The organism is Pseudoduganella aquatica (assembly GCF_020865585.1).
GTDB classification, from domain to species: Bacteria; Pseudomonadota; Gammaproteobacteria; order Burkholderiales; family Burkholderiaceae_D; genus Rugamonas; species Rugamonas aquatica_A.
This window is the reverse complement of the sequence record NZ_CP086370.1, coordinates 31,631-48,260: the sequence shown is the minus strand read 5'-3', so window position 1 is coordinate 48,260 and position 16,630 is coordinate 31,631. Positions and strand designations below refer to the sequence as shown.

Genomic DNA, 16,630 nt, shown 5'->3' with positions numbered 1-16,630 from the left:
GTCATGCAACTGATACGACACTGTCTCACCGCCGCTGCGTTCCCGGTCTTCATCGCTTGTGCATTCTCCTCCGCGCACGCCGCCGAGCCCATCGCCTCCGGCGCGCGCCTGGCCGCCACCTGCACCGGTTGCCACGGCACCAACGGCGCCACCACCGGCACCGCTTTGCCGCCGCTGGCCGGCCAGTCCCGGGAAGCGCTGCTCACTTCCCTGCAGGCCTTCAAATCCGGCGCCCGCCCGGCCACCGTCATGACACAGATCGCCAAAGGCTACAGCGAAGAGCAGCTGGCCATGCTGGCCGCCTACTTTGCCGCGCAGCGGCCCAACACCACCGTCCAGGGAGGCCGACCATGAAACGCCGTCAATTCCTGCAAGCCTCCGGCGCCGGCATGGTCCTCGCCAGCACGGGCTGCGCCAGCATTACCGGCAGCGCCAAACCGCAAGTCGTGGTGGTGGGCGGCGGCTACGGCGGCGCCACCGCCGCCAAATACGTGCGCATGTGGAGCGGCGGCGACATCGACGTCACGCTCATCGAGCCCAACGCCAGCTTCATCTCCTGCCCGCTCTCCAACCTGGTGCTGGGCGGCTCGAAGCAGCTGGCCGACATCACCATCAGCTACGACGCGCTCGCGCGCCACGGCGTCCGCATCCTGCGCGACAGCGTGCAAGCCATTGATGCAGGCAAGCGCACCGTCACTCTCGCCGGCGGCCAGGTGCTGGGCTACGACCGTCTGATCGTCTCGCCCGGCATAGAATTCATGTGGGACCAGCTGCCCGGCATGCAAAAGCCCGGCGCGCAGGAGCGCCACCTCCACGCCTGGAAAGCCGGTGCGCAAACAGCCGCGCTGCGCGCGCAGCTTGAAGCCATGCCGGACGGCGGCGTCTACGCCATGACCATTCCCGCCGCGCCTTACCGCTGCCCGCCCGGCCCGTACGAACGCGCCTGCCAGATCGCCCACTACTTCAGCCAGCGCAAGCCCAGGTCCAAGGTGCTGGTGCTGGACGGGAATGAAGATGTGGTGTCCAAAGGCCCGCTGTTCAAGAAGGTATGGCAGGAGCGCTACAGCGGCATTATCGAATATCGGCGCGGCTTCAAGACGGTGGACATCGACGTCGCAGGCCGTGCCGCCATCTCCGAGCTGGACGACCATGTGAAAGCCGACGTGCTCAACGTGATCCCGCCGCAGCGCGCCGGCGCCATCGCCGTGCAGAGCGGGCTGGCCAACGCCGGCGGGCGCTGGTGCGCGGTGGACTTCCTCACTTTCGAATCCACGCAGGCAAAAAACATCCACATTCTCGGCGACGCCATCCTGGCCGCGCCGCTGATGCCCAAGTCCGCCCACATGGCCAACCAGCACGCCAAGGTATGCGCCGCCGCCGTGGTGGACCTGCTGAACGGCCGCGCGCCGGAAGCCAAGCCCATGCTCAGCAACACCTGCTACAGCTTCGTCTCCGACAAGGACGTCATCCACGTCGCCTCCGTCCACGCCTACGACGCGGACAAGAAAACGCTGCTCGTCGTCCCCGGCTCCGGCGGCCTCTCCAGCGCCCCCAGCGCGCTCGAAGGCGAATACGCCCTGAGCTGGGCGCGCAACATCTGGAGCGACACCCTAGGCTAGCACTCCTCCCCCCTGCGATCCATGGCCGATCATGACCGATGATGGGTCGTAGGGCGGGTTAGCGCAGCGTAACCCGCCAAGCTCCGCCTGCGTCCTCATTATCCGCGCAATGTCCGCTCCAGCCACGCATAAGCGATCCGCTCCTGCTCCAGCCGCAAGCCCGGCTGGATGCGGTTGTCGCGCAGGTCGTCATACAGCATGCGCTCGGCCGCGTCGAGCCGGGGCAGGTCGTGCCTGACCTGGTCGGCCTCCGTTCCCCACGCCCCCTGGTGCGCCAGCAGGGTAGCGCGGTCCATCAGCAGTGATGCCGCATGGGGAAAGCGGCCGCGCAGTTGATCCAGGATCGCAAAGCCGTGCGTGTCGATGTCGCCCCAGTAGCGCAGCGCGCAGCGTTCCAGCCAGCGCGCCTGCGCCAGCGCGTCCCAGCCGTAGCCCGCGCCGAACACCACCAGGCTTCCTGGCGCCGGCGGGAATGCGAGGAAGTTGATTTCGTTTTCGGTAATGAACACCTGCCGCGCCGGTGGCGCCAGGGCGGCGAAACTGGCTGCGTCCAGCGTGACGTCGGCCTGGCGCGTCCCCGGCAGGATGGCGAGCGCATCGTCCAGCACGCGGAAGCGGATGCGCGCCGGCTTGTCGCGGAAACCGTAGCGCAGGTTGAACTGGCCCGCGCCCGTGGCCTCCGTCTTGATGGCCTCCGCTGGCAGCACCATCTCCAGCAGCTCGCCCAGCGTGCCCCGGTGCCCCTCGATGAATTTGCTGTGCACGCCGGGAATGTCGATCTGGCGCAGATACAGGCCGCAGCGCGGATGCGCGCACGCCCAGTCCACCACGTCCAGCAGCTGCGGCCAGGCCCCAGCCAGCTCCAGCGCGCGCAGCGGCCTGCGCGCCAGCCAAGGCAGCAGCGCGGGCCGGCGCGCCGCCGTGGCGGCGCACAGCGCCCGGTAGCGCTCGGCCTCGCGCCGCTTGCCGATCCAGGCCAGCGCCGAGTCCAGGCTGTCGACCCATGCCGTGTGCGGCACCGCGTTGGCGCCCAGCACACGATGCGCCACTTGGCGCAGCTCGATGCGGCAATGGGGCATGGCCTGCAGCTCCGCGATCCAGGCGCGCACGCTGTCGAAGCGCTGCGCCAGTTCGTCGGAGCTCGGCCCTTTCAGCGCCAGGCGGCGCGGAAACGCCGCCTCGCCGGCCGCCAGCAACTCGCCTTTGTCCCACAGCTTCTGCACCTGCGCGCGCAGGTCGGCCGGGCGGGTCCAGTTCATCGCGCCGGCCCCGCCTTGCCTTCCTGCTCCGCCTTCTCGGCGCGGTATGCCTCGATGCTGAGGTTGCGCAGCCTGGAGTCGCGCCCCTGCTCGTTGTGCACGAAACCGACCGAGGCCACGTGCGGCTCGATGATGTGGATTTTTTGCAGCGGCGTGACGATCAGCAGCTGCAGATTGAGCTGGGCGAACAGCTTCAGGCCGTACTGCGCCGACTCGTCCGAGCCGCGTCCGAAGGCCTCGTCGATCACCACGAAACGGAACGAGCGCGAACGCACCGCGCCCCATTCCAGCCCGAACTGGTAGGCCAGGCTGGCGGCCAGGATGGTGTAAGCCAGTTTTTCCTTCTGGCCGCCGGACTTGCCGCCGGAGTCGGAATAGTGCTCGTACTCGGCGCCGTCGTGCCGCCAGCGCTCGCTGGCGCCGAACAGGAACCAGCTGCGCACGTCGGTCACCTTGGCGGTCCAGCGCCGGTCCAGCTCCGTCAGCCCGTCGCGTCCCCGGAAGCGGTCGATGATGGCCTTCACCTGCACGAACTTGGCCTCGGAATACTGGCTGTCCTCCGAGCCCGTCAGCGCGCCCTCGGTGCAGGCCCGCAGCTCGCTCTGGAAGTCGCGGATCTCGGCGTCCGGGCTGGGCTGCGATTCGAGCACGATGTAGCGGCCGGCGTTGTAGTCGATCTGCGTCAGCGAACCGTTGATGTGGGCGATGCGCTCCTTGATGGTTTCGCGCTCGCGCGCCAGCTGCGCGCTGAAGTTGGCGATTTCGTTGATGGTGTTGATGTTCAGCAGTTCCTTGAAGCGCGCCTCGAAACGGGGCAGGTCGTCGCGCCCGAGCTGGTCCAGCAGCTTGCGGTACTCGTGGTCCGCCTCCACGCTGGCGTCGAACTCGCTGGTCTCCAGCTTGAACTCGTCCTTGAAGCCCATCATGGCCTGGATGATGCGGTCGCGCAGGCGCTTGAGCGCCTTGTCCTCGGCGTCGATACGGTCCTGCAGCCAGCCGCGCGCGTCCTGTTCGCGGTTATCGCACGACTCCACCGTGAGCTGGTGCTCGCCCAGCGCCGCCTGGCGTATCGCCTCCAGCTCGGCGCCGGCCGCCGCCAGCTGCGCGGCGTCGGCCGCGCCGTGCGCGGCTTGCGCCTGGCTGCGCAGCTCCTCGGCCGCCTGATGCCTGTTCTCGACCGCCCCGCCTTCCCTGGCTTTCGCCTGCAGCGCCGCCTCGGTGTCGGCCAGCTCCCGCTGCAGCTGGACCAGCTGCGCGTTGAGCTGGCGCAGCGTGTCGGAGGCCGCTTCGAGCCGGAGGTACTCGTCGCGCAGGCGTTCGATGCCGGCCGCCAGCCCGGCCCAGTCCAGTTCGCGGAAGTCGGTGAACTCCTCCAGCCGCGACAGCGCATCGATGCGCCGCTGCGCGGCGCGCCGCGCTTCCTGCAGCGCGCTGATGCGGGCGCCCACCGCGCCCAGGCGCAGTTCCAGCTGGCGCACCTTGTCCTCCAGCGCGGCGATTTTGGCGGCGTTGGACCAGCCCAGCACATACAGGCTGCGGTCGTCGATGCGGCGCCGGTCGTCCTTCTCGTGCCGGCCGGTGGGATCCTTCAACTGGCCGGCACGGGTGATGGCGCGCGCTTCGCGCCGGAACTGCTCCTGCGTGGCGCAGCAGGCCACGTCGTAGCGGTGCGCCAGTTCGCGCTCCATCCAGTCGAAGTAGGGCGAATCGGGCTTGACCGACAGTTTGCGCACCAGTGAGTCGCGGTGCAGTTCGGGCAGCGCGCCGGCGCGCGCCTGGCGCACGTGGAAATACACCAGGCGCCCGCGCAGCTGGCTGCGGTCCACCCACTCGGCCACCGCCTGGTAGTGCCGGTCCGGCACCAGCAGCGACAGGCCGAAACCGCGCAGCAGGCGCTCGGCCGCGCCCTCCCATTCGCGCTCGTCCTGGCGCACCTGCAGCAGCTCGCCGGCGAAAGGCATGTCCTCCTCGTCCAGCTCCAGCGCCTGGCACAGCGCGGCGCGGATGCGCACCTGCTGGTCGTCGATATTGCTGCGTCGCGACTTCAGGCTGGCCACGTCCGCCAGCAGCGCGCTGCGCTCCTCCATGCCCTGGCGGAAGCCGAAGTCCTGTTCGCGCTCGGCGTTTTCGGCATCGGCCGCCTGCGCGCGGGCTTGCTCGGCCAGCTCGGCGAACTGGCGGCGCTGCGCCAGGAAGGCCGTCTCGTCGCCGGCCGGCTGCGCGTCCGCCAGCGCGGCCAGGCGCGCATAGCGCTGCGCCTTGTCGTGGCGCGCGCCGCGCTCCTGGTCCTTCTGCTGGATTTCCGCCGCCAGCCGCTCCAGCCGGTCGCCGCCGTTGTCCGCCACCGCGCGTTTCAGTTCGTCGGCCTGGATGTGCTGCGCGTCGCGCCGCTCCTGCAAGCGCTTGTGCTGCGCCTCCACGCGCTCCCACTCCTCGCGCAGCTTGGCCAGGCGGTGGTCCAGCAGGCCCAGTTTCAGGCCCGCGAAATAGGGGCGCAGCAGCTCGCGGCAGGCGCGCATGGCGTCCACCTGTTGCGCCAGGCCGCCATGACGGTCGCAGTCGGCCACCATGGGCTCGAGCAGCGCCACCTGGCGCTTGGCCTTCAGCACCGCCTCGTGCGCGCGGTTCAGGTCGTCGAAGTGGCCGATCAGCGCGGACAGGCGCGGCGCCACGTCGAACGGCTCCAGCATGTGGCTGCGCACGAAGTCCGTCAGGTTGCCGACCGATTTCATCGACACGGTCTGGTGGAACAGCTCCAGCGCCTGCTCGTTGTCGATGCCGAAGCGGCGCCGGAACCAGGCCCCGTATTTCGGAAAGCTGTCCTCGATCTCGGCGCCCAGGCCGCGCAGCTTCTTGCGCAGCTGCGCGATGTCGGTGCCGAACTGCGAGAAGTCGGCGGCGATCGACAGATCGCGCTCGGCGCCGACGAAGAAGCGCGCCGGCTGGCCCTGCGCGTCCTTCATCCAGAACACCTGCGCCAGCGTGACGGTCTGCTTGTAGCCGGCGTTGTGGAACACGCCCAGGATCACCGAATAGCTGTTGTGGCCGCGCAGGTTGACCGGCTTGGACGCGCCGGTGGCCTCGTTGCGCTCGGACTTGTAGCTGCCCAGCACATAGGAGCGCAGCGAGCGTTCCTTGCTGTCCGCCCCGGCCGCCTTGTTGTAGGCGATGCGGTTGGCCGGCACCAGCAGCGTGGTCACGGCGTCCACCAGGGTGGACTTGCCGGAGCCGATGTCGCCGGTCAGCAGCGCGTTGCGCCCGTCCAGCTGCATGCTCCACACGCGCTGGTCGAAGGTGCCCCAGTTGAACACCTCCAGCCGCACCAGGCGGAAGCCGGACAGGGTGTCGTCGCTCATGAACTCCAGGTCCATGCTGGCGGTGTCGTTATGCATCGCCGCCCTCCGCGCCACCCTGCAGCTGCAAACGGTAGGCGTCCAGGCGCGCGTCGAACTCCGCCAGCCACTGCGCGTCCACGAAGGCCTTCAGGATGCGCCGCACTTCGTAGCTGGGCGGGCCGCCGCTGGCCTTGAGCTTGCGCAGGAAGCCCATCTCGTCGATCTTGTTGGCGTGGGTCTCGATCTGGTCGACGATGCGGGTCTCGTTGCTGCCTGCCGGCAGGAACACCCGCACCAGCTCCGCCAGCTCGTCGCGCGACAGCACCAGGCGCGTGCCGCCGCCGCTGGCGTCGAACTCGGCCAGTTTCTTGCGCAGCAGCGCAAGCAGCAGGCTGACCGGGAAGGACAGCGGGCGGCGCGCCACCAGCCGCGGCATCCTGGCCGCCGCCTCGTCGCCCTCGCTCGCGCCGCGCGCGCGCAGGAAAGCGTAGCCCTCGGCCTCGTCCAGCACCAGCTCGAGCTGCAGCACCGCCACGTAGTCGCGTACGCGCGCCTGCAACTGGAGCAGGGCGCTCCACAGGCGCTCGTCGCCCTCGCGGTACAGCACCCCCTTGAGCAGCGCGATGGCCAGCGCGGACAGCTCGTCCTGCGGCGCGGCGGCCGGGGCCGCGTTGATGTCGTGTTCCATGTCTACCTTATAAAAATCACGCGCGGCAGGTGTGCGCGCCGCAGCGCCGGCGCGCCGTCGGCGTCCACGCCCTGCCATGCAATCTGTTCCGGCGTGTCCTCGTCGACCACCGTCTTGAACGACTCGCCGGCCAGCTGCAGGTAGGTCACCAGTTCGGCCAGGCCGTGCTGCAGCGGATAGCGCTCGGCCAGCTGCTTCAGCGTCACCTGGCTGTGCTCCTGCAGCGCGTGGCGCACGTTGCGCGCCATTTGCGCTTTGTCGATCACGATCTGCGCGTACAGGGCGGCCGCGTCCACGTCCGCCGCGCCCGCTTCCAGCGCGATGTTGGTGAAGACCGGCTTGACGGACGGGGTGTGCAGCGGCCGCTCCATCGGCAGCTCGATCTCGGCCGCCGGCTCGGCGATCTCCATCACCGCGCCCGGCGGCGGCGCCTCGCGCAGCGCCAGCGCCTTGGCCTCGATGCCGTGCAGGATCTCCATGATGCGGCGGTTCTCCAGCCAGGCCCGGTCGTCCAGGAAGCGGCGCAGCTGCTGCGACAGCTGCGCCACGGTGCGCTGGGTATGCTCGCCGGCCTCCAGCCAGTCGTAGTGCACGCGCCGCGTGCGCGGGTCCGGTTTCAGATCGGCCACCGGCGGCAGCGCCAGCACGCGTTCCAGCAGCGCCGACAGTTCGTCCTGGCGGCGGCTCGACATCAGGAAGTCCCAGAAGGCGCGGAAGCTGCGGCCCTGGTCGGAGTCGGCGATGGCGTCGCGCTCGCCCATGATCTGCTCCAGCAGCGCGCCCTTGGCGCCGTCCCACAGCGCGATGCGCTCGCGCACGTTGCGGTCGAGTAGGCGGAAATTGTGCTCCACCTCGCGGAAGTCGGTCAGCAGCTCGCGCGCGATCTGGGTGAACTGCTGGAAGCGCTCCTTCAGCGCGGTGTCGTCCAGCAGCGGCACGTCGCCGCCCAGCACCTGCGCGATCTCGATGTCGATCTCGTCGCGCCGCCGGCGCAGTTCCGCCACCCGCAGCGCGGGGTCGGTCTCGCTGCCCTCGCTCATCTGCTTGAGCAGGTCGAACAGGGTGAGCAGGCGCGACTCGGTGCCGACGAAGCTGCGCGCCGACAGGGTGGCCAGCCAGGCGATCGCCTTCTCGGTGGCGGGCGTCAGGTCGAACTGCGCCTCGTCCGAGCCCTGGCGGTAGAACTTGCGCAGCCAGCCCTTGTCGGTGGCGGCCCAATCGTTCAGGTACTCCAGCGGCGCCTTGGGAAAGGCGTCCGCTCCCAGCTGCTGGCGCAGCGCGTACAGCTCGTCGTCCAGCGCCTCGGCCAGGTCGGCCGCCGCCATCACGCGCACGTTCGGCGCCACGAACACGCGGTGCAGGAAGCTTGCCACCAGCGGCGCGTGGTCCGAGCGCAGCAGGCGCCAGGCCGGATGGCGCGCGCGCAGCGCGTCTAGGGTGGCAAAGTCGAGTGTCATGGCGTGCGGGCTGGCGGAGGAGCCATTATGATACTGGAAGTGCCCCGCCATGAACACTTGCTTGCGCATACCGCGAGGATGAATATGCCGCACTGGGCCAATCTATTGCGCTGCATCAACACTGCAGGCGCCGCAGTATGACACCATCGCTGAACCTCCACGCAAGGGATCCGACGATGGAAAAACTGCTGCCGTATTTTGAACGCGAACTGGGCATGCTGCGCCGCGCCAGCCACGACTTCGCCGAGCGCTACCCCAAGCTCGCCGGCAGCCTGCTGATGAACGGCGAAACCTGCGCCGACCCGCACGTCGAGCGCCTGATCCAGTCCGTGGCCCTGCTCAACGCCCGCACCGCCAAGCGCCTCGACGACGACTACGCCGGCTTCACCGAAGCGCTGCTCGGCGTGCTCTACCCGCACTATCTGCGCCCCATCCCGTCCTGCTCCATCGTCCGCTTCGACAACAGCACCGTGGCGCGCGGCGCCGCAAGCAGCGCCGTCATCCCGCGCGGCACCGCGCTCAAATCCCTGGGCAGCACCGCTCCGGGCTGCAAATTCCGCACCGCCTACGACGTGGCCGTGGCCCCGGTGCAGATCAGCACCGCGCGCTTCGACACCTTTATCCACGCACCGTCGTCGCTGCCGCTGCCGCCCGACATCACCGCCGCCATCCGCATCACCATCGCCTGCACCGTGCCCAACCGCAGCCTGGCCGAAATGCGCCTGCCGGTGCTGCGCGTGTATCTCGACGGCGAAGCGTCGCTGCGCGCCACCCTGCGCGATACGCTGTTCATGCGCACCTCCTGCGCCTGCATAGAAACGGAAGGACAATGGCGCATGCTGGAGCGGATACCCGTGCGCCCCGCCGGCTTCGATGACGCCGACGCGCTGCTGCCCTTCGGCCCTGCCGAGCAGCCCGCCTACCGCCTGCTCAGCGAATACTTCGCCTACCCCGAAAAATTCGACTTCATCGACATCGACCTGGCCGACCTGCTGCGCCACGCCGCCCCCGGCTGCGCCAACGTCACGCTGCACCTGGCGCTCAACGGCCTGCGCGGCGACTCCAGCGCCGCCCGCGTGCTGCGCACGCTCACGCCGGACAACCTGCTGCTCTCCTGCACGCCTATCGTCAACCTGTTCCGCCACATCGCCTCGCCTATCCGGATCACGCACACCCGCAGCAGCTACCCCCTGCTGCCGGATGCACTGCCGGCCCAGGCCTGCGAGGTCTACAGCGTGGACTCCGTGCACCTGCTCCAGCGCGCCGGATCGAGGGACGGCATCAGTACCGAGTTCGTGCCTTACTACTCCCTGCGGCACGGCGAATCGTCCAACGGAAAAGGGCACTACTGGATAGTGCGGCGCGACGAAGAACTGGCCAACGGCCGCCAGGCCCACGAATATTCGCTCGCCCTGATAGACCGCGACTTCGACCCGCTCAAAGCCGAATCCGGCACCGCCTCCATCGGTATCACCTGCACCAACCGTGACCTGCCGCACGAATTGCAAGGCGGCCTGCCCGGCGGCGACCTGGCCTCCGAATCCACGGCAGGCAACGTGCCGATACGGCTGCTGCGCAAGCCCACGCGCTCCCAGCGCCTCACGTCCGCGCGAGGCGCTCAGTGGGGGCTGGTGTCGCACCTGTCGCTCAACCACCGCGCCCTGACGCAGCAAGGCCTGCCCGCATTCACCGCCATGCTGCGCCTGTACGCCATGCGCGACAGCGCCGTCTCCCAGCGCCAGATCGACGGCATCACCGGCCTGGCGCACAGGCTGGGCACCGCCTGGCTGCAGCGCGGCGCGGGCCTGGCCTGCCTGCACGGCGTGGACATCCGCATCACGCTCGACGAGCAGGCCTACGCCGGCACCGGCATCCACATCTTTGCGCAGATGCTGGACAACCTGCTTGGCATGTATGCCCATCTGAACAGCTACACCCAGCTCACCATCGTTTCTCACGCCACCGGAAAGGAGCTGCTGCAATGCGCACCCCGCAACGGCAGCCTGCCGCTGGCCTGACTGGTTTGATCGGCGCGCTGCTGGCCGCACCGCAGCGTTTCGACTTCTTCCAGGCCGTGCGCCTGCTCGAGCAATGGCTGGACGCCGCATCACCGTCCAGCGAGTCGCAGCCCGGCATGCCGTCGCTGCGCTACCGCAACCGCCTGTCGCTGGCCTTCCCGCCCTGCGAAATCACCCGCATAGATGAAGCCGATGGTCACCTTGACGTCACCCCAGCCTTTATGGGCCTGCTCGGCAGCAGCGGCACGCTGCCGCACCACTACACCGAGCGCATCGCCGCGCACGAACAGCGCGAAGACGACGACGGCCCGCGCGCCTTCCTCGACATGCTGTCCCACCGCGCGCTCGCCATGTTCTGCACAGCCTGGGCCATGCACCGCCCCGAATGCATGCAGGATGCCGGCGGCGGTGATGGCTACCTGGCCAAGCTTCTGCAGCTCTCCGGCGCGCAACCTCCGCCGGACTGCGTCATCGGACGCGAAAGCTTCGCCCGCTACGCCATGCAGATCCGCAGCCGCACCGTCTCGCACGACGTAATGACAGGCATGCTCACCGAATACTTCGGCGTGCCTGCCAAGGTTGAGCCGCTGGTGGGTGTGTGGGAAGCCCTGCCCGCGCCGCAGCAGGCGCAGCTCGGCCGTAGCCACTGCTGCCTGCGCAAAGGCGTGCTGCTCGGCGAACGCATCCACCGCTGCGACACGCGCGCCCGCATCCGCATCGGCCCTTTGTCGAAGGCGGACTTTGAGCGCTTTCTCCTCCATGGATCCGGCGCCGCTGCCCTGCAAGGCATGCTCGCCATGTTCTGCACAGTCGGCATCGCCTTCGAAATCCGCCTGCTGCTGCGCGCCGCAGATGCCCGTGGCTTCTCCCTGCACCCCAGCGAGCAGGAAGGCGGCGCCCGCCTCGGCGTCAACGCCTTCCTGCTCGGCGCTCCATCCGCGCACGACCGCGAAGACGCCAGTTATTTGCTCACGCCATGACGCTGCGGCTTTGCGGCATATCAATTCGTTCCATCCTCCCTGGACCTAGAATGCAATTCCACCCTGTACGCCCAGCCGCTACGAGGCCATAGACCATGCCCAGCCCCAGCACCAAACCCGGCGACAAGCTTGACCGCGCCCGCCAGGAGTTCGAAATCCTGCTTGCCAAACTGGCGGAAGCCCGCCGTATGCACGCGCGCTGGGAAGCCAGCGCTGTGCGGCTGCGCGAGCTGGGGCGGCGCACCCTGGAGCCACTGGAGGAACAGTTCAATGTCTACGCGCGCCAGTTGATCAAGGTGTTCGACCAAGCCTACGGCCACAGCACCTTGAACGATTCCGAACGGGTTGCTATCGCCGAATCCATCTGCACCCTGGCCAACCGCATGCTGAACACCAGCGGCGACAACGAAATCCAGCAGTTCTTTGACCGCTACAGCAGCAGCGAATACGGGGTGAACCGCATGCATTTCGGACCGGTGCTGCGCGAAATAGGCGATATGCTGCTGGCAGACACCTACCCGATGTCCTTGTCCTGGAACGAGGAAGAAGACCAGGAGCAGGCGGAAGAACTTCACGCCAAGCTTGTGCGCGCCATCCTCACCATGCCGCCGGAGCAGCAGCCGGCGCTGCTCGAACAGGCCGATGCCGGCTACATCAACGGCGACCCTGTTGCGCTACGGGTGCTCGAAATAGAAATGGAGCAGGGCAGGCGGCCAGGTTCGGCGCACCTCGGCCGCAAGCAGATCGAGCAAAACATCGAGGCACTTGAAGACTACCTGATCGACCTGGAATTCGACACGGTCGGCATCCAGTTCTCGCTGATGGTGAAGCTCAACCTGCCCGCCACCACGCAGCTGACCGAATACATCGCTCGCCAATGCGTACGCATGCAAAAACACCTGCTCGAGCACCAGCTGGAAAACATCGCCTGCGACGTGGCCGACTTCCGCGACATCGTCAAGCTGAAAGCCTGGCTCAAGGAAAAGCAGCGCAACACGGAGAGCGCCGCGCCTACCCATCACTAGGCTTACTGCAGGCGAATGGCCGTATCGAACACCCAGGTGCGGCGGATCTCGATCACATCATACTGGCGCGCCACGGTTGGCGGGAACGCACCGTAGGGAGCCTGGCTGGCCACCACGCGCCGTATCGCCTCGTCGATGGCAGGCACGCCGCTGGAGACCACGAACGTCACCTTCTCCACCGAGCCGTCCGCGCGGATGGCCACCGTGACCGTTGGCTGGGTGTGAGGCTGCTTCACCACTTCACGGACCATGTCGAAGGTCATGTTCAATTCGATCTTCTTGCTCATGGCTTCCGCGTACAGCACCAGGTCGGGATTCGGATCGGCGCGGCCGTAGAGCCATCCGCGACGCAGACCGCTTGCCGTAGGCAGCAGCGAGCGGGAAGGGCGGTTCTGCGCGTCGCGCTGCGCCGCCTCCGCGTCGAGCTGCTTACCGATCGCGCGCAGCCGCTCCTCCCGCTCCGCCTTGTCACGCAGCGTCTGCTCCTGTTTCGCCGCCACCTGGCGCGCCGCTTCCTGCCTTGCCGCCTCCTGACGCCCCGCTTCCAGCTTCGTCGCTTCCTGCCGCGCCGCTTCCTGTCTCGTCGCTTCTTGCCGTGCCGCTTCTTGTCTCGCCGCCTCCAGCTTTGTCGCCTCTTGCCGCGTTGCCTCCTGTCGGGCCGCTTCCTGTCTTGCCGCTTCCTGCCGCACCGCCTCCCGCTTCATGGCATCCTGCCGCGCCGCTTCTTGCCTGATTGCGTCCTGCCGTGCGGCTTCCTGCCGGAAGGCCTCCTGTCGCGCCGCTTCCTGCCTGAGAGACTCCTGCCTTGCCGCCTCTTGCCGCACCGCCTCCTGTTTCGCGGCGTTCTGCCTAGCCGCCTCTTGCTTGAGTGCGTCCTGCCGTGCGGCTTCTTGCCTGAGTGCTTCCTGTCGCGCAGCTTCCTGCTGGAGTACTTCTTGCCGCGCGATCTCCTGTCTTATCGCCTCTTGCCGCGCTGCCTCCTGCCGTGCCGCCTCTTGTTTTAGTGCGCTCTGCCTAGCCATCTCTTGCTTGAGCGCCTCCTGCCGTGCGGCTTCCTGCCTGAGCGCCTCCTGCGGCGCAGACTCCTGCTTTGCCGCCTCCTGGCGCCCCATCTCCTGCTTCAAGGCTTCCTGCCGTGCAGCCTCTTGCTTGATTGCGTCTTGTCGCGCCGCTTCCATCTGGCTCTGGGTCTGCCGCGCCTTCTCATCCTGTCTTGCCTGCTCCTGGCGCAGTGCTTCCCGGCGCAATTCCTCCTGGCGGACAAGCGCCTGGCGCTCAGCCGCCAAGCGTGCTGCTTCGGCGCGTTCCCGCTCCAGCCGTGCAGCCTCCTGCCTCGCCTTCTCGTCCTGTCTTGCCAGCTCCTGCTGCAGCGCCTCCCGACGCAGCGTCTCCTGCCTGGCAAGCTCCAACCGCTCGGCCGCCAGCCGCGCCGCTTCGTTCCTGGCTGCCTGCTCAAGCGCCCGATCCCGCGCCTCCTGCTCGACCTGCTTCTGCGCCGCCTCGCCCCCCACATCCGGCGCCGGAACGTCGCTCCCCTGAACCGGCAGGTTGCGCTCCAGGGAGGTAGCCGGCGCTCTGGCGGCCGGCGCATTCGGCGCGATAGGCAAGTTGACGTCGGGTCTGGTCCAAGCCGTCATTCCCGGCGCCTGCGGCTGCGAAGAAGCAGTCTCCGTGACAGGCACCGGCTCGGAGGTTGATGGCAATATTGCCGCTGCCGCTGCCGGTCCCGCATCCCCCTTGCCCGCCAACCCGGCGTCTTCCGGCCCAGATAGAGGCACAGGCAAAGGATCCGCCGGCGGCGCCGGCATCAGCAGAATGCGCAAATCACTGGCATCCACACGCCTATCCTTCCAGGGAAAGTTAAGTCCCGGAAGCCCAAACGTCTGCCCGCCAAAAGTGATGCTCAACAGCGCGGCATGCACGAGCAAGGAGAGCAGCAGCGCATTGCTCAAGCGCCAGCGGTCACGCTGAATGACGCCAGCCGTTCTCAAGCCGGAAATCCTTCGCGCAGCGATTCCCGGCCGCACAAAACCACTCTACTTTTAACCTGCGCAATCAAAGCCATTGCATCGCCCGGAAAGGAATGTTGATAAATTCAACACAGCCTATCACAAGCGCACACGCTTGCTTAGCCTTACGTTGCGCCCGCTCAAAGTAGCGTTGCCAAAGCAGTGCCATCATCGCCGAACCCCTAGCCCCCGAGGAGCCCCAGTGGAAAGCGATCTGCTCGACTTCCTGGTCCAGCCCAAGGACCTCATCACCACCAACCGCCCCCTGCGCCTGCGCCTGGACTGCTCCACCCAGCTCTCCGACGACATGCTGCTGCCGCAGCGCGTGTACGGCGCCGAAAGCATCTGCGGCGGACTCGAATACCGCATCCTGTGCGTCTCCGCGCGCGCCCAGCTCCCGCTCAAGGAATTCATCGGCCTGCCCGCCGCGCTGGACTTCGTCACCGACCGGGGAGGCCTGCGCAGCATCTGCGGCATCATCACCGAGATTGCCGCCGGCGACAGCGACGGCGGCCTGGCCAGCTACCAGCTGGTGCTGCGCGACGCGCTCTCCATCATGGACAAGCGCACCAACACCCGCGTGTTCCGCAACAAGGACGAAGTGGAAATCGTCCAGCTGATCCTGGACGAATGGCGGCTGGGGAACCGCATCGTTGGCATTTGCTTCAAGCACGAGCTGGCCGACTTCTTCGACACCATCAGCTACCCCAAGCGCGAATTCACCATGCAGCACAACGAGTCCGACGGTGCCTTCATCCGCCGCCTGCTCAAGCGGCGCGGCATCTCCTGGTACTTCCGCGCCGACCACGGCGAGCGCACCCTGTTCCACACCATGGTGCTGCTGAATCGCCCCGACAGCGTGCGCGAAAACGCCGCTGGCACCGTGCGCTACCACCGCGACAGCGCCACCGAAGAACGCGACAGCATCACCTCGTGGAGCGCGGTGCGCACGCTACAGCCGGGCAGCACCGCCACCCACAGCTGGGACTACCGCAATCCGCTCGGCGTGCACTTCATGAGCGTGGCCGCGCTGGGGGAGGCCGACCAGGGCAGCAGCGGCCGCTGGATGGCCGCCAGCATGGACGACTACCAGGTACTGCCCCCGCACGCCGGCGACGACCATGAAGATCTGTTCAAACTCGGCCAGCTGCGCATGCAGCGCCACGACTACGAAACCAAGTGCTTCCACGCCGAAGGCAGCGTGCGCGACCTGTGCGTGGGCGAATACTTCACGCTCGAAGGCCACCCGGAGATCAGCAGCCACGCCGCAGAGGAGCGCGACTTCACCGTCACGGCGCTGCAGGTGACCGCGCAGAACAACCTGCCCAAGGCGCTGGCCGCACGCGTGGAACGCCTGTTCGCCCGCAACCGCTGGATGCGCAAGGACGCGGACGGCGCGCACGACGCGCAGCTGCGCCAGGAGCTGGCCGGGCACGTGGCCGAAGGCAGCTCGCGCATGCACATCCAGTTCACCGCCGTGCGGCGCGGCGTCCCCATCGTGCCCGCCTATGACCCGCGCACCGACCTCCCGCAGCCGCAGATGCAAAGCGCCATCGTGGTCGGCCCGGAAGGCGAGGAAGTGCATTGCGACGAAATGGGCCGCGTAAAGATCCGCTTCCCCGGCACGCGTGCGCAGGACCACACTGACCGCGACCTGGCCGGCACCACCAACGACGAATACGACTCTGCCTGGATACGCGTCGCCTCCAACTGGGCCGGCAACGGCCCCGGCCACCAGAGCCAGTGCGGCACCCTGGGCCTGCCGCGCATCGGCAGCGAGGTGCTGGTGGCCTTCCTCGGCGGCGATCCGGACAAGCCGGTGATCGTGGGGCAGCTCTACAACCAGGAAGGTTTGCCGCCCGCGCTGAGCACGATGGACGGGCTGCCCGGCAACAAGCACCTGTCCGGCATCAAAAGCCGCGAAATCAAAGGCGGCCGCGCCAATCAACTACGGCTGGACGACACGACTGGCCAGATCAGCGCGCAGCTGGCGAGTGATCACGGCAATAGCCAGTTGAATCTTGGCTTTCTTACGCATCCGAGAAGTTGCGGCGAGAGTGAGGCGCGCGGCGAAGGCGTTTAATTGAACAGTGGCGAGCAGATCGCGCTGCGAGCTGCAAAAGGCCTATTACTCTCAACATGGAAGCACACTGGGACTAACGGCAAGCAGATGGATCGCCAGCAGTTCCTTGACCTCTTGGCCGATTGCGCCGAACTGGTTAAGTATCTCGGTGAATATG

10 protein-coding genes and 1 pseudogene are annotated in these 16,630 nt (G+C 67.7%); 6 read left to right on the top strand and 5 right to left on the bottom strand.

The genetic code is table 11. From position 1 onward, the window contains the following. Nucleotides 1-3: 3 nt before the first annotated feature. Complete coding sequence (locus KT882_RS00175; RefSeq protein ID WP_161074359.1) at nt 4-354, top strand: c-type cytochrome; 351 nt, start codon at nt 4-6, stop codon at nt 352-354. Beyond that, on the top strand, nt 351-1,619 hold the full coding sequence (locus tag KT882_RS00170; RefSeq protein WP_161074360.1) for an NAD(P)/FAD-dependent oxidoreductase: 1,269 nt from the start codon (nt 351-353) through the stop codon (nt 1,617-1,619). The genes KT882_RS00175 and KT882_RS00170 overlap by 4 nt, the downstream gene beginning before the upstream one ends. A 98-nt stretch (nt 1,620-1,717) precedes the next feature. Here KT882_RS00170 and KT882_RS00165 read toward each other — a convergent pair whose 3' ends face one another. The 4 genes from KT882_RS00165 to KT882_RS00150 are packed head-to-tail and all read right to left on the bottom strand — an operon-like array spanning nt 1,718 to nt 8,358. Then, nucleotides 1,718-2,878, bottom strand: coding sequence for a DUF3322 domain-containing protein (locus tag KT882_RS00165; protein ID WP_161074361.1), 1,161 nt, complete (start codon nt 2,876-2,878; stop codon nt 1,718-1,720). Continuing rightward, nucleotides 2,875-6,270 carry an ATP-binding protein gene (locus KT882_RS00160; protein WP_228894078.1) on the bottom strand — a complete coding sequence of 1,132 codons (3,396 nt, stop codon included), beginning with the start codon at nt 6,268-6,270 and terminating at the stop codon, nt 2,875-2,877. The genes KT882_RS00165 and KT882_RS00160 overlap by 4 nt, the downstream gene beginning before the upstream one ends. Then, a complete protein-coding gene (locus tag KT882_RS00155) occupies nt 6,263-6,901 on the bottom strand; it encodes a DUF4194 domain-containing protein (protein ID WP_161074363.1) in 639 nt (212 codons plus the stop codon). Before KT882_RS00155 ends, KT882_RS00160 begins: the two co-directional genes overlap by 8 nt. Nucleotides 6,902-6,903: 2 nt before the next feature. Next, nucleotides 6,904-8,358: a DUF3375 domain-containing protein gene (locus tag KT882_RS00150; protein ID WP_161074364.1), complete on the bottom strand. Its 1,455-nt coding sequence runs from the start codon at nt 8,356-8,358 to the stop codon at nt 6,904-6,906. Between the two features lie 176 nt (nt 8,359-8,534). Between KT882_RS00150 and tssF the strand changes: the two genes are divergently transcribed. The 3 genes from tssF to KT882_RS00135 all read left to right on the top strand — a co-directional run bounded on the left by tssF (nt 8,535) and on the right by KT882_RS00135 (nt 12,381). Further along, nucleotides 8,535-10,376, top strand: coding sequence for a type VI secretion system baseplate subunit TssF (gene tssF / locus KT882_RS00145; protein ID WP_228894077.1), 1,842 nt, complete (start codon nt 8,535-8,537; stop codon nt 10,374-10,376). Continuing rightward, nucleotides 10,340-11,356 (top strand): type VI secretion system baseplate subunit TssG, encoded by a 1,017-nt coding sequence (tssG, locus tag KT882_RS00140; RefSeq protein WP_228894076.1) that lies wholly within the window; start codon nt 10,340-10,342, stop codon nt 11,354-11,356. The genes tssF and tssG overlap by 37 nt, the downstream gene beginning before the upstream one ends. Before the next feature lie 95 nt (nt 11,357-11,451). Then, nucleotides 11,452-12,381, top strand: a complete 930-nt coding sequence (locus KT882_RS00135) for a hypothetical protein (protein ID WP_228894075.1) — start codon at nt 11,452-11,454, stop codon at nt 12,379-12,381. Between the two features lie 2 nt (nt 12,382-12,383). On the opposite strand, the gene KT882_RS00130 is transcribed toward KT882_RS00135, so the two are convergent. Beyond that, nucleotides 12,384-14,372, bottom strand: a complete 1,989-nt coding sequence (locus KT882_RS00130) for a TonB C-terminal domain-containing protein (RefSeq protein ID WP_228894074.1) — start codon at nt 14,370-14,372, stop codon at nt 12,384-12,386. A 220-nt stretch (nt 14,373-14,592) separates the two neighbouring features. On the opposite strand from KT882_RS00130, the pseudogene KT882_RS00125 reads away from it, so the two are divergent. Beyond that, a pseudogene (locus tag KT882_RS00125) lies at nt 14,593-16,620 on the top strand (type VI secretion system Vgr family protein); the annotation flags it as partial. Nucleotides 16,621-16,630: the final 10 nt, after the last annotated feature.

Excerpts from the sequence above, each read along its gene's own strand:
- KT882_RS00175 (WP_161074359.1), top strand. The coding sequence starts at position 4 with ATGCAACTGATACGACACTGTCTCACCGCCGCTGCGTTCCCGGTCTTC.
- KT882_RS00170 (WP_161074360.1), top strand. The coding sequence starts at position 351 with ATGAAACGCCGTCAATTCCTGCAAGCCTCCGGCGCCGGCATGGTCCTC.
- KT882_RS00165 (WP_161074361.1), bottom strand. The coding sequence starts at position 2,878 with ATGAACTGGACCCGCCCGGCCGACCTGCGCGCGCAGGTGCAGAAGCTG.
- KT882_RS00160 (WP_228894078.1), bottom strand. The coding sequence starts at position 6,270 with ATGCATAACGACACCGCCAGCATGGACCTGGAGTTCATGAGCGACGAC.
- KT882_RS00155 (WP_161074363.1), bottom strand. The coding sequence starts at position 6,901 with ATGGAACACGACATCAACGCGGCCCCGGCCGCCGCGCCGCAGGACGAG.
- KT882_RS00150 (WP_161074364.1), bottom strand. The coding sequence starts at position 8,358 with ATGACACTCGACTTTGCCACCCTAGACGCGCTGCGCGCGCGCCATCCG.
- tssF (WP_228894077.1), top strand. The coding sequence starts at position 8,535 with ATGGAAAAACTGCTGCCGTATTTTGAACGCGAACTGGGCATGCTGCGC.
- tssG (WP_228894076.1), top strand. The coding sequence starts at position 10,340 with ATGCGCACCCCGCAACGGCAGCCTGCCGCTGGCCTGACTGGTTTGATC.
- KT882_RS00135 (WP_228894075.1), top strand. The coding sequence starts at position 11,452 with ATGCCCAGCCCCAGCACCAAACCCGGCGACAAGCTTGACCGCGCCCGC.